At 63.9% G+C, this 20,641-nt stretch carries 19 protein-coding genes; all 19 read right to left on the bottom strand.

Going from position 1 to position 20,641, the window contains the following annotated elements; genetic code table 11:
• Positions 1–57: 57 nt before the first annotated feature.
• A complete protein-coding gene (gene purF / locus ACS7SF_RS16145; RefSeq protein WP_439892781.1) occupies positions 58–1,593 on the bottom strand; it encodes an amidophosphoribosyltransferase in 1,536 nt (511 codons plus the stop codon).
• A gap of 104 nt (positions 1,594–1,697) precedes the next feature.
• Positions 1,698–2,195, bottom strand: a complete 498-nt coding sequence (locus ACS7SF_RS16140; RefSeq protein ID WP_426398061.1) for a CvpA family protein — start codon at positions 2,193–2,195, stop codon at positions 1,698–1,700.
• Between the two features lie 81 nt (positions 2,196–2,276).
• A complete protein-coding gene (locus ACS7SF_RS16135; protein WP_439890693.1) occupies positions 2,277–3,107 on the bottom strand; it encodes an SPOR domain-containing protein in 831 nt (276 codons plus the stop codon).
• Positions 3,108–3,120: 13 nt separating this feature from the next.
• Positions 3,121–4,419, bottom strand: coding sequence for a bifunctional tetrahydrofolate synthase/dihydrofolate synthase (folC, locus tag ACS7SF_RS16130; RefSeq protein WP_439890692.1), 1,299 nt, complete (start codon positions 4,417–4,419; stop codon positions 3,121–3,123).
• A 93-nt stretch (positions 4,420–4,512) separates the two neighbouring features.
• On the bottom strand, positions 4,513–5,385 hold the full coding sequence (gene accD / locus ACS7SF_RS16125; RefSeq protein ID WP_426398056.1) for an acetyl-CoA carboxylase, carboxyltransferase subunit beta: 873 nt from the start codon (positions 5,383–5,385) through the stop codon (positions 4,513–4,515).
• A 30-nt stretch (positions 5,386–5,415) separates the two neighbouring features.
• On the bottom strand, positions 5,416–6,213 hold the full coding sequence (gene trpA, locus ACS7SF_RS16120) for a tryptophan synthase subunit alpha (protein ID WP_439890691.1): 798 nt from the start codon (positions 6,211–6,213) through the stop codon (positions 5,416–5,418).
• 14 nt (positions 6,214–6,227) lie between these two features.
• Positions 6,228–7,049 carry a DNA-methyltransferase gene (locus ACS7SF_RS16115; RefSeq protein ID WP_439890690.1) on the bottom strand — a complete coding sequence of 274 codons (822 nt, stop codon included), beginning with the start codon at positions 7,047–7,049 and terminating at the stop codon, positions 6,228–6,230.
• Between the two features lie 15 nt (positions 7,050–7,064).
• The gene (gene trpB, locus ACS7SF_RS16110; RefSeq protein WP_439890689.1) at positions 7,065–8,258 is read right to left on the bottom strand and encodes a tryptophan synthase subunit beta; all 1,194 of its coding nucleotides are present in this window, start codon (positions 8,256–8,258) and stop codon (positions 7,065–7,067) included.
• 94 nt (positions 8,259–8,352) lie between these two features.
• Positions 8,353–9,054 carry a phosphoribosylanthranilate isomerase gene (locus ACS7SF_RS16105; protein ID WP_439890688.1) on the bottom strand — a complete coding sequence of 234 codons (702 nt, stop codon included), beginning with the start codon at positions 9,052–9,054 and terminating at the stop codon, positions 8,353–8,355.
• Positions 9,055–9,062: 8 nt separating this feature from the next.
• Complete coding sequence (gene truA, locus ACS7SF_RS16100) at positions 9,063–9,896, bottom strand: tRNA pseudouridine(38-40) synthase TruA (protein WP_439890687.1); 834 nt, start codon at positions 9,894–9,896, stop codon at positions 9,063–9,065.
• A 102-nt stretch (positions 9,897–9,998) separates the two neighbouring features.
• Positions 9,999–12,896 (bottom strand): FimV/HubP family polar landmark-like protein TapV, encoded by a 2,898-nt coding sequence (tapV, locus tag ACS7SF_RS16095; RefSeq protein ID WP_439890686.1) that lies wholly within the window; start codon positions 12,894–12,896, stop codon positions 9,999–10,001.
• Between the two features lie 400 nt (positions 12,897–13,296).
• Entirely contained in the window at positions 13,297–14,400 is a 1,104-nt protein-coding gene (gene asd, locus ACS7SF_RS16090) for an aspartate-semialdehyde dehydrogenase (protein ID WP_439890685.1), read from the bottom strand.
• An 81-nt stretch (positions 14,401–14,481) separates the two neighbouring features.
• On the bottom strand, positions 14,482–14,649 hold the full coding sequence (locus tag ACS7SF_RS16085) for a hypothetical protein (protein WP_426398041.1): 168 nt from the start codon (positions 14,647–14,649) through the stop codon (positions 14,482–14,484).
• Positions 14,650–14,728: 79 nt separating this feature from the next.
• On the bottom strand, positions 14,729–15,799 hold the full coding sequence (leuB, locus tag ACS7SF_RS16080; protein ID WP_439890684.1) for a 3-isopropylmalate dehydrogenase: 1,071 nt from the start codon (positions 15,797–15,799) through the stop codon (positions 14,729–14,731).
• Between the two features lie 29 nt (positions 15,800–15,828).
• The gene (gene leuD / locus ACS7SF_RS16075; protein WP_439890683.1) at positions 15,829–16,479 is read right to left on the bottom strand and encodes a 3-isopropylmalate dehydratase small subunit; all 651 of its coding nucleotides are present in this window, start codon (positions 16,477–16,479) and stop codon (positions 15,829–15,831) included.
• A gap of 25 nt (positions 16,480–16,504) precedes the next feature.
• Positions 16,505–17,914, bottom strand: coding sequence for a 3-isopropylmalate dehydratase large subunit (gene leuC / locus ACS7SF_RS16070; RefSeq protein WP_439890682.1), 1,410 nt, complete (start codon positions 17,912–17,914; stop codon positions 16,505–16,507).
• A gap of 211 nt (positions 17,915–18,125) precedes the next feature.
• Complete coding sequence (gltA, locus tag ACS7SF_RS16065; RefSeq protein ID WP_439890681.1) at positions 18,126–19,427, bottom strand: citrate synthase; 1,302 nt, start codon at positions 19,425–19,427, stop codon at positions 18,126–18,128.
• 138 nt (positions 19,428–19,565) lie between these two features.
• Positions 19,566–19,853, bottom strand: coding sequence for a succinate dehydrogenase assembly factor 2 (locus ACS7SF_RS16060; protein WP_426398033.1), 288 nt, complete (start codon positions 19,851–19,853; stop codon positions 19,566–19,568).
• A 70-nt stretch (positions 19,854–19,923) separates the two neighbouring features.
• On the bottom strand, positions 19,924–20,625 hold the full coding sequence (locus ACS7SF_RS16055; protein ID WP_426398032.1) for a succinate dehydrogenase iron-sulfur subunit: 702 nt from the start codon (positions 20,623–20,625) through the stop codon (positions 19,924–19,926).
• Between the last annotated feature and the right edge of the window lie 16 nt (positions 20,626–20,641).

Below are 20,641 nucleotides of genomic sequence, written 5' to 3'. Positions count from 1 at the left end.
CCGCCCAACAAAAAGCCCGTCACGAAGACGGGCTTTTTGTTGGCGATGAAGAACGATTTACTCGTTCACGGCCGAGCGCTGCAGATGCAGTTGCGTGCGCGGATCATCGTTCTGCGCATTCTCACGATCGGCCTTGGCCGAGTTGTTGCGCGCCGCTTCCAGACGATCGAGATACGCCTCGTCGATGTCGCCCGTCACGTACTTGCCGTCAAAGCACGACGCGTCGAAGTCCTTGAGCGCCGGGTTGACGTCGCGCACGGCGCGCTTCATGTCTTCCACGTCCTGGTACACGAGCTGGTCTGCGCCGATGATCTTGGCGATCTCGTCGTGCGTGCGGCCGTAGGCCACCAGTTCGCCGCGCGTCGGCATGTCGATACCGTACACGTTCGGGAACTTCACCGGCGGCGCGGCCGAAGCGAAGATCACCTTCTTCGCGCCCGCATCACGGGCCATCTGCACGATCTCCGATGACGTCGTGCCGCGCACGATGGAGTCATCGACGATCAGCACGTTCTTGCCCTTGAATTCGATCGCCATGGCGTTGAGCTTCTGACGCACAGACTTCTTGCGCACCGCCTGGCCCGGCATGATGAAGGTGCGGCCGACGTAGCGGTTCTTGAAGAAGCCCTCGCGGTACGGCACGCCCAGGTGGTTGGCCACCTGCATGGCTGCCGGACGCGACGAGTCGGGAATCGGCATCACCACGTCGATCGGGTCGCTCACCTCACGCTTGATCTTCTCGGCCAGGTAATCGCCCATGCGCAGGCGCGCGTCGTACACCGACACGCCATCCATGCGCGAATCCGGGCGGGCCAGATACACGTATTCGAAGATGCACGGCGTGAGCACCGGGTTCTTCGCGCATTGCTTGGTGTGCAGCTTGCCTTCGAGGTCGATGAAGATCGCTTCGCCAGGCGCCACGTCGCGCTCGAACTTGAAGCCGATACCCTCCAGCGCCACCGATTCGGAGGCGACCATGTATTCGATCTTGCCGTCCGGCGTTTCCTGGCTGCCCAACGCCAGCGGGCGGATACCGAACGGATCACGCACGGCCAGCACGCCGTAGCCGGAGATCTCGGCTGCGATGGCGTACGAGCCGCGCACACGGCGGTGCAGGCCTTCCACGGCGGTGAAGATGGAATCGCGGTCCAGCGGGATATCGTTGCTGGCGCGTTGCAACTCGTCGGCCAGCACGTTCAGCAGCACTTCGGAATCGGACTGCGTGTTGATGTGGCGGCGGTCGCGCCGGAACATCTCTTCACGCAGTTGATCGGAGTTCGTCAGGTTGCCGTTGTGCGCCAGCACGATGCCGAACGGTGCGTTGACGTAGAACGGCTGGGCTTCTTCCTCGCTGGAAGAACCGGCAGTCGGATAACGCACCTGGCCGATGCCGCTCGTGCCCGGCAGGCCGCGCATATTGCGCGTGCGGAACACGTCGCGCACCATGCCATTGGCCTTGTGCATGTAGAAGGTGCTGCCGGCTGCGGTGGCAATGCCTGCCGCGTCCTGCCCCCGGTGCTGCAGGAGCAGCAGGCTGTCATAGATCAGCTGATTGACAGGCGTGGAGGAAACCACGCCAACGATACCGCACATGTCGATCTCCAGCGAGAACGTATTGGTGGCGCCCACACCCGTTGCAGGCGCCTGGAAAACTTCGCAAATCGTCTAGCTTGTGGCCAGACGCCTCGAATCAAGCATCAATAGTGGACGTATTTCGCGACGTCCGGCGGCAGCAGCGGCTTGGCCGCCTGCGCTGCCTGCTCCGCATAGGGCCGCGTAATCGCATCACGCCAGAACGGCTGCTCCGGCAGGCTGGTAAAGCCCGCCACCGTCATCAGCACCAGGATGATGACGCCGCCGCGCGCCAGCCCGAACACCATGCCCAGCCCGCGATCCGCCGGTTTGAGGCCCGCACTGGACAGCACCGCCGACAGCAGCGCGCCCACCAGCGACGTCGCAATCACCGTCACGATAAACAGTAGGACGAAACCCAAAACCGTGCGCGCCACCGGCCCACCCGGCAGCGACTCGGGCATCCACCCTGCCGCCACGCCCGAAAACGAATACGCCACCCACGCCGCAAACAACCAGCCCAGCAGTGCCAGCACCTCGCGGATCAGCCCCCGAAACAGCCCGACCAACGCCGACGTGACGACGATGAACAGCACGCCGTAATCAAAAAAAGTCGGTTGCATCAGGCAGCAGCTGGAGTTGGCTTGGGACGGGGCTTGCGCAGCGGATCAGCGTGTCTGGCGTGTGCGCTGCGTGCCACATGGTTATTGCTGAACGAGTTTAGGTGTCAGACCGATCTGCTCGGCGCGCTTCTGCGCCGCTTCCGCCGACGCGCGGTCATTGAACGGCCCCGCACGCAGCAGCGCCAGATCACCCTTCTCGGGCACCTTTTTGTGTTCGATAAAGCCGGGAATCTTGTCGGCCTTCAACTTGGCGAGCCAGTTGCTTGCGCGTTTTTCGTCTGCGAATGCGCCAATCAGCAGGATGAACTTGCCGTCCTTGGCCTCGGTGCTCGGCGTGGCGGCTTGCTGAGTCGGTTGCGCCGGCTTGGCGGCTGGTTTTGTTTCGGCAGGCGGCGTCGGCTTGGCGGCAGGCGCGCTCGAAGCAGGCGCGGCGGTACTGGGCGCCGGAGCGTCGTTCGCGGCGACCACTTCCTCGCCTTGATCCAGCGCTTGCGCCGGGTCGCCGGATGCCCCGGCCGCGCGCGACGTGGCGCGGCGGCTGGCCACCTTTGGCTCATCGCCGCGGGCCTTGGCGCCTCGATCGACAGGCTGATCTTGAATCTGCACGGCCACCGCGTCTGTGACGGGGCGCGGCTTGGCGTCAAACACGAGCGGCAGCACAATCACGGCTGCCCCCACCAACACCAGCGCGCCAATCAGGCGGCGGCGTGCGCGTTGCTTCTGGGGGAGTTCGGGATCCAGGCCATCGTCGTCATCGTCTGTGCGACGCGACGCGCGGCTGCGGCCGTTCGACGATGCGCGGGAACCACGCACCGCATCGCGGGCCACATCGGCGGCACTACCTGCGGCAGCGCCGCGTGAGCGTTCGCCTTCAGCGTTCTTGCGGGAGGAGAAGATGGAAAACAGTCCCATGAGGGCCCCGGGTTTAGTGCGCGCGACGCTTGCGCTCCGCCAGCACGCCGGCAACGGTGTAGAACGATCCGAAGACCACGATTCTATCATCCTCAGTCGCCCGCTCCATGGCGTTGCGATAGGCTGTGGCGGGATCGCTGAATGTGTTCACGCTCGATTCCTTGCCCGCGTGGAAGCCGGCATCGGTCAGTGCTTGCTCCAGGCGCGTGGCACTGGCTGCGCGTGGCGTCGGCAGGTCGGTCAGGCACCAGTGGTCGACCTTGTCGAGCATGTGGCCGAGCACACCGGCGATGTCCTTGTCCTGCATCGCGCCAAACACCGCGTAGGTGTAACGGTAGAAGCCCATGTTCTCGAGGTTCTGGCCCAGCGCCGCCGCCGCGTGCGGGTTATGCGCCACGTCCAGAATGACCGACGGGCGGCCCGGCAGCACCTGAAAGCGCCCCGGTAGTTCCACGTGCGACAAGCCCAGACGCACATCCTGCGCCGAGACCGGCAGCCGATCGCGCACCGACTCCAGCGCTGCCAACGCCGCCGACGCATTCAGCAACTGATTGGCCCCGCGCAGCGCCGGATAGCCGAGACTCGGCCACCGCCGCCCTCGTCCGCTGAAACCCCACTGCTGCTTGTCACCCTGGAAGTTGAAGTCGCGGCCGATCAGCCAAAGGTCCGCGCCAATGGCTTCAGCCTGCTTAACCAGAGAGATGGGCGGCACCGGATCGGAGCAGATCGCCGGCTTGCCCGCGCGGAAGATGCCGGCTTTTTCGAAGCCGATCGCTTCGCGCGTGTCGCCCAGATAGGACATGTGATCCAGATCGACGCTGGTGATGATCGCGCAATCGGTATCGACGATGTTGACCGCATCCAGCCGGCCACCCAGACCGACCTCAAGGACCACCGCATCGAGCCCCGCGTTGGCGAACAGATGCATGATCGCCAGCGTGGTGAATTCGAAATACGTCAGGCTGACGGGCTCAGGGAAGCTGCAACGCGCGCGCTCCACCGCTTCGAAATGCGGCAGCAGCATCGCATCGGAGGCGATCTCGCCATTCACGCGAGCGCGCTCATTGAAATCGATCAGGTGCGGCGAGGTATGGCAGCCAACCTTGTAACCGGCGGCCAGCAGGATCGCCTCCAGCATCGCGCAAGTCGAACCCTTGCCGTTGGTGCCACCCACAGTAAAGACGACGGATTTCAGTTCCAGACCCAGCGCATCGCGCACGCGGCTGATGCGAGCCAGGCCCATGTCGATGCCGACCGGATGCGCAGTTTCGAGGTGGGCCAGCCAGTCGGGCAGATTGTCGAATGTAGGCATGCGAAATGTGTGGCGCGGCTTGTGTGAAACTTGCTGCGCAAAAACAAGAAGCGCGGACTCTCGCCCGCGCTTCGGTTCAACAGGTGGAGCGCATCAGGCCAGTGCGTCGGCCGGTTGTTTCTGCAGGAGCGCCAGCAGTTCAGCGATCTCGCGGCGCATGTTGCGGCGGTCGACAATCATGTCGATGGCACCCTTCTGCAGCAGGAACTCGGCGCGCTGGAAGCCTTCCGGCAGCTTCTCGCGCACGGTCTGCTCGATCACGCGCGGGCCGGCAAAGCCGATTAGCGCCTTCGGCTCGGCGATCACCACGTCGCCCATGAAGGCGAAGCTGGCGGACACACCACCCATGGTCGGATCGGTCAGCACGCTGATGAACGGCAGCTTGGCTTCGGCCAGTTTCTGGATCATCGCGGTGGTCTTGGCCATCTGCATGAGCGACAGCAGGCTTTCCTGCATCCGCGCACCGCCCGTGGCCGACACGCAGATGAACGGCACCTTCTGCTCCAGCGCCGTCTGCGCGCCGCGCGTGAAGCGCTCGCCCACCACGGAGCCCATCGAGCCGCCCATGAATTCGAACTCGAAGCAGGCCACCACCACCGGCAGCGCGTGGATCGCACCGCCCATCACGACCATGGCGTCGGTTTCACCCGTGTCGTCCATGGCCGCCTTGATGCGGTCGGGGTACTTCTTGCTGTCCTTGAACTTGAGCGCGTCGACCGGGACGATCTCCTGGCCCATCTCGTAGCGGCCTTCGGCGTCCAGCAGCGCGTCCAGACGGGCGCGCGCGCCGATGCGCATGTGGTGGTCGCACTTCGGGCAGACGTGCAGGTTCGCTTCGATGTCGGTGCGATACAGCACCGACTCGCAAGACGGGCATTTGATCCACAGGCCTTCCGGAATGCCTTTACGTTGCGACGGATCGGTCTGTTGGATCTTGGGCGGAAGCAGTTTGTCCAGCCAGCTCATGCGTGCTCCTTGAATGCAGTGTCGCCGAGATTAGGCGTCGAGCGCCTGGCGAATCTCCGCGATGAAATCAGTCAAGTATTGTACCGCGTGTTCGCGGGGTGCCTCTTCAAGCAATTGCACAATGCGGGATCCGATGACCACAGCATCCGCCACACCGCTGATCGCACGTGCCGTTGCCGCATCACGAATACCGAAACCGACACCCACCGGCAGCCTGGCGTGCTGGCGGATTTGCGGGATACGCGCGGCCACGGCGTCCAGGTCGATGGTGGCGGCGCCGGTCACGCCCTTGAGCGACACGTAGTAGATGTAGCCGCTTGCCACGCGGGCGATCTGGGCGATGCGCGCATCGGTGGAGGTGGGTGCCAGCAGGAAGATCGGATCGATACCGGCTTCGCGCATGGTCTTGGCGAAGCCCTCGCACTCCTCGGGGGGGTAATCAACCACCAACACGCCGTCTACGCCGGCTTCCGACGCTGCCTTGGCAAAGGCGGCGACGCCCATGCGTTCGATCGGGTTGGCGTAGCCCATCAGCACCACGGGCGTGGTCGTATCGGTGGTGCGAAACGCGCGCACGTATTCCAGCACGGTGCGCAGGCCCACCTTGTTGGCCAATGCGCGCTCGGAAGCACGCTGGATGACCGGGCCATCGGCCATCGGGTCGGAAAACGGCACGCCCAGCTCGATGACGTTGGCGCCGCCCTTGACCAGAGCGTGCATCAGGTCAACGGTCATCTCGGGATACGGGTCGCCCGCCGTGATGAACGGAATCAGGCCCTTGCGGCCCTGTGCGGACAACTGCGCGAAAGTTTGAGCGATGCGGGACATAAGAGGATCAGGTTTCAGGCGACCTTGATGGTCTCAGGCGCCTGCGAATCAGTCGGTTGGGCGTTAGCGGCAGCGGCGGCGTGCACGGCGGCCACGCGCTCGCGCGCCACGCGGCAGTAATCGGCATTGATCTCGAAGCCGGCGAAGCGGCGGCCAAGGCGCGCACATGCCGCGGCCGTCGTGCCGCTACCCAGGAATGGGTCCAGCACCAGACCGCCCGGCGGGCAGCTTGCGAGGATCATGCGCTCCACCAGCTCCAGCGGCTTCTGCGTCGGGTGCTCGGCGCGCTCCGGGTCTTGCCGGTGCAGGCGCGACACGCTCCAGACGTCCTTCGGGTTGTAGCCGACTTCCAGCCACTTCTTGCCCTCGAAACGCTTGCGGCTGCGCGCTTTCTTCGTCTCGGCGTCGTACGGAATGCGCACGGCGTCGACATCGAAGTAGTAATCGCGCGAGGCCGCAAAGAAGCCGATGTTGTCGTGCACCGACGAGAACTTGCGCGTGCTGCCGCCCATACTGGGCACGCGGCGGTCCCAGATGATCTCGTTGATCATCGTCAGGCGCTGCTTGAGCATCACGAACAGTTCCGGCGCGTATTGCCACGTGCAGAACAGGTAGAGCGAACCGTTGCGCGCCAGCTTTGGCCGTATCGCATCGATCCAGCGTTCGGACCACGCAAGGTAGGCGTCGCCCGACAGCTTGTCGGAGTCGTTGCCGTAGTCCTTGCCCAGCCCGTACGGCGGATCGGCGATGACGAGGTCCACACTGCCATCGGCCAGATGCCCGACCCCGGTGATGCAGTCCTCGTTGAAGATGCCGTCGATGGCGCGCTCGGTCATGCGTGTGCTACTGCCTTAGAGGGTGATGCCGGAGAATTCGGCGACGGTATGCATGTCCTTATCGCCGCGGCCCGAGAGGTTCACCAGCAGGATCTTGTCCTTCGGCAACGTCGGCGCGAGCTTGCACGCATAGGCCAACGCGTGGCTCGATTCCAGCGCGGGAATGATGCCCTCCATGCGGCACAGATCGTGGAAGGCCTGCAGCGCTTCCTTGTCGGTGATCGGGACGTACTCCGCGCGGTGCGCGTCCTTCAACCAGGCGTGTTCAGGACCCACGCCCGGGTAATCCAGGCCTGCCGAGATCGAATGCGTCTCGATGATCTGGCCGTCGTCATCCTGCAGCAGGTACGTGCGGTTGCCGTGCAGCACGCCCGGCGAGCCGCCCGTGAGCGATGCGGCATGGCGCCCCGTCTCGATGCCCTCGCCCGCCGCTTCCACGCCGATCAGCTTTACGTCGGCATGGTCGATGTACGGATAGAAGATGCCCATGGCGTTGGAGCCGCCGCCCACGCAGGCGATCACGGCGTCCGGCTGGCGGCCGATCATCTCGGGCATCTGCACCTTGCACTCTTCGCCGATCACGGCCTGGAAGTCGCGCACCATCATCGGATACGGGTGCGGACCGGCCACCGTGCCGATGATGTAGAACGTATCGGCCACGTTGGTGACCCAGTCGCGCATCGCTTCGTTCAGCGCGTCCTTGAGCGTGCGCGAGCCCGATTCCACCGGCACCACGGTCGCGCCCAGCAGCTTCATCCGGTAGACGTTGGCGGCCTGGCGGCGCACGTCTTCGCTGCCCATGTAGACGACGCATTCCATGCCGTAACGCGCGGCAATGGTGGCCGTGGCCACGCCGTGCTGGCCAGCGCCGGTTTCGGCAATCACGCGCGGCTTGCCCATGCGGCGTGCCAGCAGCGCCTGGCCGATGACGTTGTTCACCTTGTGCGCGCCGGTGTGGTTCAGGTCTTCGCGCTTGAGGTAGATCTGCGCGCCGCCGCAGTGCTCGGTCAGACGGCGGGCGTGATAGATGGGCGACGGACGGCCGACGAAATGCTTCAGCTCGTACTCGTATTCCTTGATGAACTCGGGATCGTGCTGGTAGCGCGCATAGGCGTCGCGCAGTTCGTCCAGCGCGTGGGACAGCGTTTCTGCAACGAAGGTGCCGCCGTAGGGGCCGAAATGGCCGTGGGCGTCGGGCAGGTTGTACATGGCAATCTCTCATGTCGTCCGCTGGGGCCTCGTTGAGGACCATCCAGCGAAGATATTCAGGAAGGCACGACCCGCAAGAAGCCGGCGATATCGCTCAGGCCTGAACCGACGCGCCCAGGGCAGCATCGGCCTCGCGGACCGCACGCACGAATGCGGTCATGCGGGCGTGGTCTTTCACGCCCCGTGCGGCCTCGATTCCGCTGCTGACATCGACAGCGTAGGGCCGCACGCGCTCAATCGCGCCAGCGACGTTTTGCGCGCTCAACCCACCACTCAAAACGAGCCGAGGAGCGGCGCTTGGGGTTGGCGAGGATGGCGATTGCGGGAGCCATTGCGGGGGAATCAGGGTCCAGTCGAAGACGTGGCCGCCGCCGCCATACCCCTCAACAAATGCGTCGAGCAGCAGGCCTTGGGCAGCGGCAAACCGATCGGCGAATTCTACCAAATCGGCCCCGGGCTGAACACGCAGGGCCCGCAGCCAGGGCAGCCCGACCTTGTCGGCGATTTCCGCGCATTGCTCCGGGGTTTCATCCCCATGGAACTGGAGCAGCGTCAGCGGCACTTGGTCGAGTACGCGAGCCACGTCGTCGGCACTGGCGTTGACGAACAAGCCCGTCACCGTGACAAACGGCCCGGCGCGGCGGGCCAATTCAGCCGCGCGGTCAATGGCGACATAGCGCGGGCTGGGCGGATAGAACACCAGCCCGACGGCGTCAGCGCCCAGCGCGACGGCGTGGTCGACGTCGGCCGGTTGCGTGAGGCCACACAGTTTGATGCGGGTTCGGTGGAGCGACATGGCGGATTTCAAAGCCCGGCGTGCTCGTCGAACACGCCGCGGAACAGGCTGGACGATGCCGACGCGGTCAATGCGGCCGGCAACTGGAATGCGTCAGGATAGCCGACCTCGGCCAGGTACAGCCCATCCGGCATGAACGTCGGGGCGGCGGCTATACGGCTGCGGGCGGCCAGCACATCGGCCATCCACGACGCCGGCTGGCGGCCACGCCCGATCGCCACCAGGCACCCCATGATGTTGCGCACCATGTGATGCAGAAACGCGCTGCCGCGAATGCGCACGAACACCCATTCGCCCTCGCCTCGCACCTCCATCGAATACATCGTCTTGACGGGCGATTTGGCCTGACATTCCGCGGCGCGGAAAGACGAGAAATCATGCTCGCCGACCAGCACCTGCGCGGCTTCGTGCATGGCTGCCACGTCAAGCGACTGGCCGGGTGGCAGCATGACGTAGCCGGCCTTGCCATCCAGCAGCGGCGCGCGCGTGGGCCCGAACGTGAGTGCGTAGTAGTACGTGCGGCGATGCGCGGAGAAGCGTGCATGGAAATCGTCCGGCATCGCCTGCGCCCAGCGCACAGCAACGGTCGACGGAAGAAACGCATTTGTGCCGCGCACCCACGAGAACGGCTCGCGCACGAGGTCGGTATCGAGGTGGACCACCTGGCCCAGCGCGTGCACGCCGGCATCCGTACGGCCAGCGACAGTAGTCAGCAGCGATACACCCGCAAACTGGCGCAAGGCCGCTTCCAGCACGTCTTGCACGGTGTTGCCGTGCGGCTGCGATTGCCACCCCGAAAACGCGGCCCCGTCGTACTGGATGCCAAGCGCGATGCGCGTCATGCCTTGTGAATCCTCATGCAAAAGGGAAAAGAAAAACGCCGGCAGGATACCACCCTGCCGGCGTTGTCGATCGCGCGGGGCGACCGTATAGCGTGCTGCGCGTTAGCCGATCTGGCGCATCAAGGCTTGCGCCTCTGCGTGGAACGATGGATCGCCCAGGTCCAGCACTTCCTGCAGCAACTCGCGTGCACCTTCCTTGTCGCCGATCTCGATGTAGGCCTTGGCCAGATCGAACTTGATCTGCAGATCGCGCACGCCGTCGGCACCGTGCTCGCCGGACAGCGTGTGCGGCAGGTTGGTGTCCAGGCGGATGGCCGATTGCGGCTCGTCGTTGATCTCGTGCGCCGGCTCGGCGTGATGCGCTTCTTCTTCGAAGTGCATCGGCGCTTGCGACGGATCGGTCGGCTGGGCCCACGACGGCAGGCTTTCTTCAGCAGCGGCTGCAGGTGCGGCCGGAGCAGCTTCTGCGGCAGGCGGCGTCGGGTTCAGGTCCAGCGACAGATCCGACAAGTCCATATGCAGCGGCGGCGCCGACACCGGCTGATAAGCCTCGCCGGCATGCGCGTTGAACTGCGGCAGCTCAGCAGCCGGCTCGGCATGCTTGAAGACGTCCGCAGCCTCGTCCGGTGCGGTAATCGGCTCGCCCGCGACCGGCGCCGGGAATGACTCCAGCGGCAGTTCGAGATCGGCCAACTGCGGGGCCTTGGTCGACGGAGCCGACGGGTCCAGGTCCGGGGACAGCGTGGTCCAGTCGTCTGCACGGCGGGTGGTCTCACCCGTCACGGTCGGCTGGAACGCTTCAGCTGCGGCCACGGCGCCAACACCCGCCAGTGCGGCTGCAGCAGCGGCCGTACCAGCATGATCGTGCGCGGCGGGCGCCTCAGCGGCCGGATGTGCATCACCCTGCACCGTCAGATAAAGCGGATTGGCAGGGTCAAACTTGCGGCCCATGGCTGCGGCTTCTGCCCATTCCGACGAGCCCGCACCCACCTGCGCCAGCATTTCTTCTGCAACGGTCTGGAAGCCGTGTGCGTCCTGGCGGTTTGCGTAAATTTCCATCAACTTCAAGCGAATAGCTTGGCGCTCTGGGTGTTGCTCCAGCGCCTCGCGCAAGATTTCCTCGGCCTGCACGTCGCGGCCATAGGCGATATAGACATCGGCCTCTGCGATCGGGTCGACTTCGTTGCTCTCGTTGCCGCCGCCGATGCGGAAATCCGCACCGAACACGCTGTGCTGCGAAGTATCAACGCTCTGCCCGCCCGCTGCGCCGAACAACGAGTTGGCGCCGGCCATCACGGTGCTTTCCTGAGACAGCAGGCTGTCTTGGAAGCCATGTGCCTGTTCCGGCTTCTGTTGGCGGCGGCGAACAACGGCCAGCGCGCCCAGACCAGCGACCAACAGGCCACCCAGGCCCAGCGCCATCGGGTTACCCAGCAGCGACGAGAAGAACGACTCTTCTTCGATCGGCGGCTGCGGCGCCACGACGACCGGCGCCTTCTTCGGCGCAGCGGCCGGAGCGGATGCCGCGGCCACCGGTGCGCTGGCAGCCGCTTGCGGGGCCGACGCCGTAGCGACAGGCGTCGAAGCCGATGCAGCTTCCGGCGAGGATGCTGCTGCGGTTGTCGACGAAGCCGGCGCAGCAGCAGCCGTTTCTGTCGGAGCCGTAGACGGTTGAGCTGGTGCTGGTGCCGGAGCAGCAGCGGACGGCGCAGGTGCCGGTGCATTGGCCGCAGCCACTGCCGGTGCAGCCGTCGAAGGTGCCGCGCCTGCTGCCGGCTTGGCCGCGTTCGCAGCCTTGGCCAGTTCGGCGTTCTTCAACTCCACCAGGCGCTGCATGTCGGCGAGGTTCTTCTCCAACTGTGCAACGCGCGATTCCATGTCCTTGAGGGCGCGCTCCTTGGCAACGAGCTCCTCGTCACGTGCGGCGGCGTTGGCCTTGCCGGTGCGATCCGCCTTCGACAAACGCAGTTCGTCGCGCCCGCTCGCGGCCGGCGTAGCCTGATCCTGCACACGCGCCGAAACGCTGCCGCTCTGCTGGCGAGCCGAATCAGTATCCGTGGCAGCGTTGGCTTCTGCTGCCGTTGCCAAGCGATTGCGGTAACCGGCAAAACCGGACGTCTGCGCAACCACCTCGCGGCGGGCTTCGCGCGGCGACGTTTTCTGCGCCTCTGCCTGCGACGGCACCTTCAGCACCGAACCGGTACGCAGGCGATTGATGTTGCCGCCAATGAACGCGTTCGGGTTATTGCGGTACAGCGCCAGCAACATCTGGTCGAGCGACACGGCGTCCTGGCCTTGTGCGGCCGTCGATGCGACGTCGTACAGGCTGTCGCCGCGCTGCACGGTATACGAACCGCCTGGGGCTGCATTCGGTGCGGCCGCTGCTGCGGCAGGTGCAGCCTGCTGCGGACGTGCTGCCTGGCGAGCCGGACGTGCCGGCGCTGCAGCCGCCGGAGCCGGCGCTTGGGATTGCGTCGCGGGCGAAGAAGCGGTTTCTGCTGCGCCCGGCGTGGTGGCCTGCACCACCGGCGTCGGCGCAAAGTTCTGCGGGCTGTTGCGGGAGCCGACCGGATCCAGCAGGAACGTGTAGGCGCGCGAAACGTGGCCGCTCGCCCAGTTCAAATCCACCAGAACATCGACAAACGGCTCAGCGACCGGCTGGGTGGAGCGCAGGCGCACCACGTAATTGCCGTCCGACTGTCGCACCAAGGAGGCGCGCAGCGAAGACACGATCGGGTTATATGTCAGGCCGGCACGCGCGTAAGCGTCGGGAGCAGCCAGTTTGGCAACCAGGTTCTGCGCCTCTTCCGCCGTCACGCCGGTCAGGTCGATATCGGCCTGCAGCGGCTGGCCGAGGCTGGAACGCACGTGCAGCGCGCCGAAGCCGGCCGCCTGCGCAGCGGGCTGGATCAGCAGCAGACTCGCCGCGGCAAACGCGACGGCCGACCAGCTAGGACTGCGATGGGACGATTCTCTCCGGCGGTATTGGCTCACCCTCACCTTCGACTCCGTTATCTTGTAATGTGCAAACGAACTTAACATCAACGAGTTAGCGCAGCAAGTTCACTCAAAAGGTGAAAAGCTGGGATAAGAACCGCCGTCAATTTTTATCAAAACGACACAATTGGCGAGATTCTGAAGCACCCGACGTACCCCCCGGATTGCGCGTGCCTCAACGTGGCGCTAACTCTTCCCCGTATCCGTCCACCCCACGAACGGGGGGACAGTTTCCATGCGGTAATTCTGGCCGCTATTGTGTACCAACGTTACAAGCCGTGGGCATTCAGATGGCACAACGCCGCGCAGGCCGCGCGGCGTTGGTCCAAAAAGCCCACTTTCTGTTGTCAGCTTGCAACGACAAGCGCCGAAGCGCGCCTCGACAACGAAAGCAAACCCAACATCACTTGCCCAGCAGGATGCGCAGCGTACGACGCAGCGGCTCGGCAGCGCCCCACAGAAGTTGATCGCCGATCACGAAGGCGCTCACATATTCCGGGCCCATGTTCAGCTTGCGCACGCGGCCCACGCCAATCTGCAGGCCACCGGTGATGGACGCCGGCGTCAGTTCCTTCTCGGTGATGCTGCGTTCGTTCGGCACCCACTTCACCCACGGGCTACCCGAGCGGATGATCTGCTCGATCTCTTCGAGCGGCAGGTCGCGCTTGAGCTTGAGCGTCAGGCCCAGGCTGTGGCAGCGCATCGCGCCAATTCGCACGCACAGGCCATCGACCGGAATCGTCTGTGCCGTGCCCAGGATCTTGTTGACCTCCGCCTGGCCCTTCCACTCTTCCTTCGACTGGCCGTTGTCGAGCTGCTTGTCGATCCAAGGGATCAGACCGCCCGCCAGCGGCGCCGGGAAGAACTCGGTCGGCACGTCTTCGCGGATGGTCTTGGCGACCTTGCGATCGATGTCCAGGATGGCGGACGCCGGGTTGGCCAGTTCATCGGCCACTGCACCGTGGATCACGCCCATGCCCTTGAGCAGTTCGCGCATGTGGTTGGCACCGCCGCCCGAAGCGGCCTGGTAGGTCATCGAGCTGACCCACTCGACCAGGCCTTCGCGGAACAGGCCGCCCACGCCCATCAGCAGGATCGAGTTCGTGCAGTTGCCGCCGATGAAATTCTTGGTGCCGGCCGCCACCGCGTTCTTGATAAGCGACAGGTTGACCGGGTCCAGCACGATCACGGCGTCGTCTTCCATGCGCAGCGTCGATGCAGCGTCGATCCAGTAGCCATTCCAGCCGGCAGCACGCAGCTTCGGGAAGACTTCAGTCGTGTAGTCACCGCCCTGGCACGTGATGATCGTGTCGCAGGCCTTCAGGGCTTCGATGTCGTTGGCGTCGGCCAGGGGCGCATCCGTCTTGGCGAACGCGGGCGCCTTGCCACCGGCGTTGCTGGTGCTGAAAAACACCGTGTCGATCAGGTCGAAATCCTTCTCTTCCTGCATGCGCTGCATCAGCACACTGCCGACCATGCCGCGCCAACCGACGAGACCTACCTTCATGATTGTGAACCTCTAGTGATTTTCCCCGCCTCGGTCGCCCGGCGTGACTGCGCGGGGAAGGCGAACAGGCACGACGGACGATCAGGAGATCGTTTTTTTGGTAATCGTTTTGATGGTCGTGCGAATCTCGACAGGCGTGATGCGAGCGCGAACGGCAGTGCCCTTGGCGGCGATCGCCAGGGTACCGAGAATGCCGAAGAGAAGCGCGGTCGAGATCATCTGCAAAAATATACACGATTTGGCGGACACACAACGCACCGCAACATGCGCCCGCTCAAAAAACGACGATTGCGGCGCCTCAAGTGACGGCGCCGCAACGCATTAAGATTTACAGCGCGGCCACCACAGCCTCGCCCATCTCAACCGTGCCGACCTGCTTGCAGCCCGGCGTCAGGATGTCGCCGGTACGGTAGCCCTGGGCCAGCACCTTCTTGACGGCATTTTCGATACGGTCGGCTTGCTCGGCCTTGCCCAGCGAGTAGCGCAGCATCATCGCCGCCGACAGGATCGTCGCCAGCGGGTTGGCAATGCCCTTGCCCGCGATGTCGGGGGCCGAACCGTGCGACGGCTCGTACAGGCCCTTGTTGTTCGCATCCAGCGACGCCGACGGCAGCATGCCGATCGAGCCCGTCAGCATGGCGGCCTCGTCCGAGAGAATGTCACCGAACATGTTGCCGGTGACGATCACGTCGAAGTTCTTCGGCGCCTTGACCAGCTGCATGGCCGCGTTGTCGACGTACATGTGCGACAGCTCGACTTCCGGATATTCCTTGTGCACATCGGTGACGATGTCCTTCCAGAACTGGAAGGTCTCGAGCACGTTGGCCTTGTCGACGCTGCACAGCTTCTTGCCGCGCTTGGCAGCGGCTTGGAAAGCGACGTGCGCGATGCGGCGGATTTCCGGCTCGCTGTAGCGCATGGTGTCGAAGCCTTCGCGCGCACCGGCGAACAGGCCATCCGGTGCAGCACGCACGCCGCGCGGCTGACCGAAGTAGATGTCGCCGGTCAGTTCGCGCACGATCAGGATGTCGAGGCCACCCACGATTTCAGGCTTCAGGCTCGATGCACCTGCCAGTTCCGGATAGCAGATCGCCGGGCGGAAGTTGGCAAACAGCTGCAGGTGCTTGCGCAGGCCCAGGATGGCCTGCTCGGGGCGCAGTTCGCGCGCCAGCGTGTCGTACTTCCAGTCACCCACGGCGCCGAACAGGATGGCGTCCGCCTCCTTGGCAAGCTTGAGCGTGTCTTCCGGCAGCGGATGGCCCTTGGCTTCGTAGCCGGCGCCGCCCACCGGCGCGAATTCCATCTCGAACGACTCGCCCAGCACCTTGAGCACTTTCACGGCCTCGGCGACGATTTCCTTACCGATGCCGTCACCCGGCAACACTGCAATCTTGGTCATGTGGTTGTCCTTGTTGTTCTGGTGTCAGCTCAGCCGACGAGCTTGTGTGCGAGCCACGGCATCTTGGCCAGGCGCTGCGCTTCGTAGGCTTTGATCTGGTCTGCGTAGCGCAGGGTCAGGCCGATGTCGTCGAAACCGTTGAGCAGGCAGTACTTGCGGAACGCCGTGATGTCGAACGGATAGGCCGTACCACCCGGCGTGACGACGACCTGCTTGTCCAGATCGACGGTCAGTTGATAGCCGGGGAACGCCAGCGTCTCGTTGAACAGGTGGTCGACTTGCGATTCCGTCAGCACGATCGGCAGCAGGCCGTTCTTGAAGCAGTTGTTGAAGAAGATGTCGGCAAAGCTCGGCGCGATGATGGCGCGGAAACCGTACTGCTGCAGCGCCCACGGTGCGTGCTCACGCGAGCTGCCGCAGCCGAAGTTCTTGCGCGCCAGCAGCACTGATGCGCCTTGGTAACGCGGCTGGTTCAGCACGAAGTCCGGGTTCAGCGGGCGCTTGCTGTTGTCTTGGCCGGGTTCACCGACGTCCTTGTAACGCCACTCGTCGAACAGGTTCGGGCCGAAACCCGTGCGCTTGATCGACTTGAGGAATTGCTTCGGGATGATGGCGTCGGTGTTGACGTTCTCGCGGTCGAGCGGGGCCACGAGGCCGGTGTGGATGGTGAATTGTTCCATGATCGTGTGTTCTCCTTCCTTCCGCTCAAGCGAGCTTGCGCACGTCGACGAAGTGACCTTCCAGCGCAGCCGCAGCGGCCATCGCCGGGCTCACCAGATGGGTGCGGCCACCCGCGCCCTGACGGCCCTCGAAGTTGCGGTTGGACGTGGATGCGCAGCGCTCGCCCGGGTCGAGGCGGTCGGCGTTCATTGCCAGGCACATCGAGCAGCCCGGTTCGCGCCACTCAAAGCCTGCGGCCTTGAAAATCTTGTCGAGCCCTTCGCGCTCGGCCTGCTCCTTCACGAGGCCAGAGCCCGGCACGACCATCGCCAGCTTCACGTTGGACGCAATGCGCTTGCCCAGTTTCTGCACGACCCACGCAGCAGCGCGCATGTCTTCGATGCGGCTGTTGGTGCACGAGCCGATGAACACCTTGTCGATGTTGATGTCGCTGATGGCAACGTTCGGCTGCAGGCCCATGTATTCGAGCGCACGCTCCATGGCATTGCGCTTGTTCGGGTCTTTTTCCTTTTCAGGATCCGGCACGCGGTCTTCAATGCTGACCACCATTTCCGGCGACGTGCCCCAGCTCACCTGCGGGCGGATCTCTTCGGCACGCAGCTCGACCACTTGGTCGAAATGGGCACCTTCATCGGAGTGCAGCGTGCGCCAGTACGTGACAGCCTGCTCCCACTCCACACCTTGCGGCGCGAACGGGCGACCCTTGATGTATTCGAGCGTAACGTCATCCACGGCGACCATGCCGGCGCGCGCGCCTGCCTCGATCGCCATATTGCACACCGTCATGCGCCCTTCCATCGACAGCGCGCGGATGGCCGAGCCGCCGAATTCCATGGCATAACCCGTGCCGCCTGCGGTGCCGATCTTGCCGATGATGGCGAGCACGATGTCCTTGGCGGTACAACCGCGCGGCAGCGTGCCTTCCACCTTCACGAGCATGTTCTTGCTCTTCTTGGCGAGCAGCGTCTGCGTGGCCAGCACATGCTCGACTTCCGACGTACCGATGCCGTGCGCCAGTGCGCCGAATGCGCCGTGCGTGCTGGTGTGCGAATCACCGCAGACCACCGTCATGCCCGGCAGCGTCGCGCCCTGCTCCGGCCCGATCACGTGCACGATGCCCTGACGCTTGTCATTCATCTTGAATTGCGTGATGCCGTAGCTGTCGCAGTTGGCATCGAGCGTGTCGACCTGCAGCTTGGAGACCGGATCGGCAATGCCATGCGAGCGGTCGGTGGTCGGCACGTTGTGGTCCGACACAGCCAGGTTGGCGCTGATGCGCCACACCGGACGCTGTGCAATCTTCAGGCCTTCAAACGCCTGCGGGCTCGTCACTTCGTGCAGCAATTGACGATCGATGTAGAGCACGGTCGTGCCGTCGTCTTCGGTATGAACGACGTGGTCGTCCCAGAGTTTGTCGTAGAGCGTCTTGGCCATGATGCGATCCGTGCACAACGCGCCATTGTTGGCGGCTGCGCGAGCAGTTTCGTGGGGAGTGATCGATTATGCCACCCGGTGCATTGCGGACCGGACGTGACTGACGAAAGGGGGTTTCGTCATTTCGCGAAAGCTCGCTCGGGCAATTTCCGGGCAACAAAAAACCCCGCCGGTTTCCCGAGCGGGGTTCTTGTGAAGCAGACAGCCTGGCTTAGCGCTTGTCGATCGACGGCACTTCGCGCAGGGCGGCGCCGTTGAACAGCTGGCGCGGACGGCCGATCTTGTATTCCGGATCGGTGATCATCTCTTCCCACTGTGCAATCCAGCCCACCGAGCGGGCCAGCGCGAAGATACAGGTGAACATCGACGACGGGATGCCCAGCGCGCGCTGCACGATACCCGAGTAGAAATCGACGTTCGGGTACAGCTTGCGGCTGACGAAGTACTCGTCTTCCAGCGCGATCTTTTCCAGTTCCATGGCGAGCTTGAACAGCGGGTCGTTGTGCAGGCCCAGTTCGTTCAGCACTTCATGGCAGGTTTCGCGCATCAGCTTGGCGCGCGGGTCGTAGTTCTTGTACACACGGTGGCCAAAGCCCATCAGGCGCACGCCGCTGTTCTTGTCCTTGACCTGCTTGATGAACTCCGGAACCTTGTCCACCGAGCCGATTTCTTCCAGCATGTTCAGCGCGGCCTCGTTCGCACCACCGTGCGCCGGGCCCCACAGGCAGGCGATACCGGCAGCGATGGCTGCGATCGGGTTCGTGCCCGACGAGCCCGCCAGACGCACCGTCGACGTCGACGCGTTCTGCTCGTGATCAGCGTGCAGGATGAAGATGCGGTCCAGCGCACGCTCCAGCACCGGGTTCACCTTGTAGTCTTCACACGGTGTGGCAAACATCATGCGCATGAAGTTGCCGGTGTACGACAGGTTGTTCTGCGGGTAGATCAGCGGCTGGCCGATGTTGTACTTGTATGCCATGGCCACCAGCGTCGGCAGCTTGGCGATCAGGCGGATCTGCGAGATCTCGCGCTCACGCGGGTCGTTGATGTTGGCAGCGTCCGGGTAGAACGCGCTCATTGCGCCGACCAGGCCCGTCAGCACAGCCATCGGGTGTGCGTCACGGCGGAAACCGCGCAGGAAGAACTGCATCTGCTCGTGCACCATCGTGTGATTCGTCACAACGTGGTCGAACTCTTCCTTCTGCTTGGCATTCGGCAGCTCGCCCTTGAGCAGCAGGTAGCAGATTTCCAGGAAGTCGCACTTACTGGCCAGATCGTCGATGGCGTAGCCGCGGTACAGCAGCTCACCCTTGTCGCCGTCGATGTAGGTGATCTTGGAATTGCACGACGCGGTCAACATGAAGCCGGGGTCGTACGTGAACTTGCCCGTCTGGCCGTACAGCTTGCGAATGTCGATCACGTCGGGCCCGACCGTGCCCTTGTAGATCGGCAACTCGACGCTGGGCGAGCCATCGGAAAACGATAGGGTGGCTTTCACTTCGGACGGCGTCATGTCGGTTTCCTTCTCTGCTGTTTATGAAAATGAAGTCGGGAGACTCCCGCCAGACGGATCGCGGGGTGCCCAGCGCGGCATTCGGGCGGCTGGACCCGCTGGATCGATTCGTCTTGCGGCAACCTCTCGTGCGCTGGTTCAGACCGAGCGCAGCAAGGTCAAGACGTGCTGGATGTGTGGCACGTCGAGCTCACCCTCCGGCTCCTTGCGTGCAAGCAGGAGGTCCATCAGGTCGTTGTCGGCCAACTCGAACAACTGCGAGAGTGCGGCAACGTCGTCATCCGACAGTTCCGTCTCGTAGCGGTTGAAGAAGCGCTCGACGATGATGTCGTTCTCAAGCAAACCGCGTCGTGCACGCCAGCGCAAACGCGCCCGCTTGTGCGGATCGGACTGGTGAGAGAACGTCGGAGTATTCACAGCAATCATGCTTCTTAAATGTGTGTCGCCGGAAAATGGCGCCGGCGACACACGATGCCAAAGTGCGCTGACTCGCGGCTTACACCGCGCGACGCACCATCAATTCCTTGATCTTGCCGATGGCCTTGGTCGGGTTCAGACCCTTCGGGCACACATCGACGCAGTTCATGATGGTGTGGCAGCGGAACAGGCGGTACGGATCTTCCAGGTTGTCCAGACGCTCGCTGGTGGCCTGGTCGCGGCTGTCAGCGATGAAACGATACGCCTGCAGCAGACCGGCCGGGCCGACGAACTTGTCCGGGTTCCACCAGAACGACGGGCACGACGTCGAGCAGCTCGCGCACAGAATGCACTCGTACAGGCCATCGAGTTCTTCACGCTCTTCCGGCGACTGCAGACGCTCCTTCTCGGGCGGCGGTTCGTCGTTGATCAGGTACGGCTTGATCGAGTGGTACTGGTTGAAGAACTGCGTCATGTCGACGATCAGGTCGCGCACGACAGGCAGGCCCGGCAGCGGACGCAGCACGATCTTCTCCGGCAGCTCACGCATGTTGGTCAGGCAGGCCAGACCATTCTTGCCGTTGATGTTCATGGCGTCCGAGCCGCACACGCCTTCTCGGCACGAACGACGGAACGCAATCGACTCGTCCAGCTTCTTCAGCTTGACCAGCGCGTCGAGCAGCATGCGCTCGTGACCATCGAGTTCCACTTCGTAGGTCTGCATGCGGGGCGCCGCGTCCTGATCCGGATCGTAGCGATAGACTTCAAAAATACGCTTCATTTTTGTGGGTCCTTCC

The organism is Ralstonia sp. 25C, assembly GCF_051904805.1.
GTDB lineage: Bacteria > Pseudomonadota > Gammaproteobacteria > Burkholderiales > Burkholderiaceae > Ralstonia.
The sequence above is the reverse complement of the archived record's forward strand: the minus strand, read 5'-3'. Positions and strand labels throughout refer to the sequence as shown.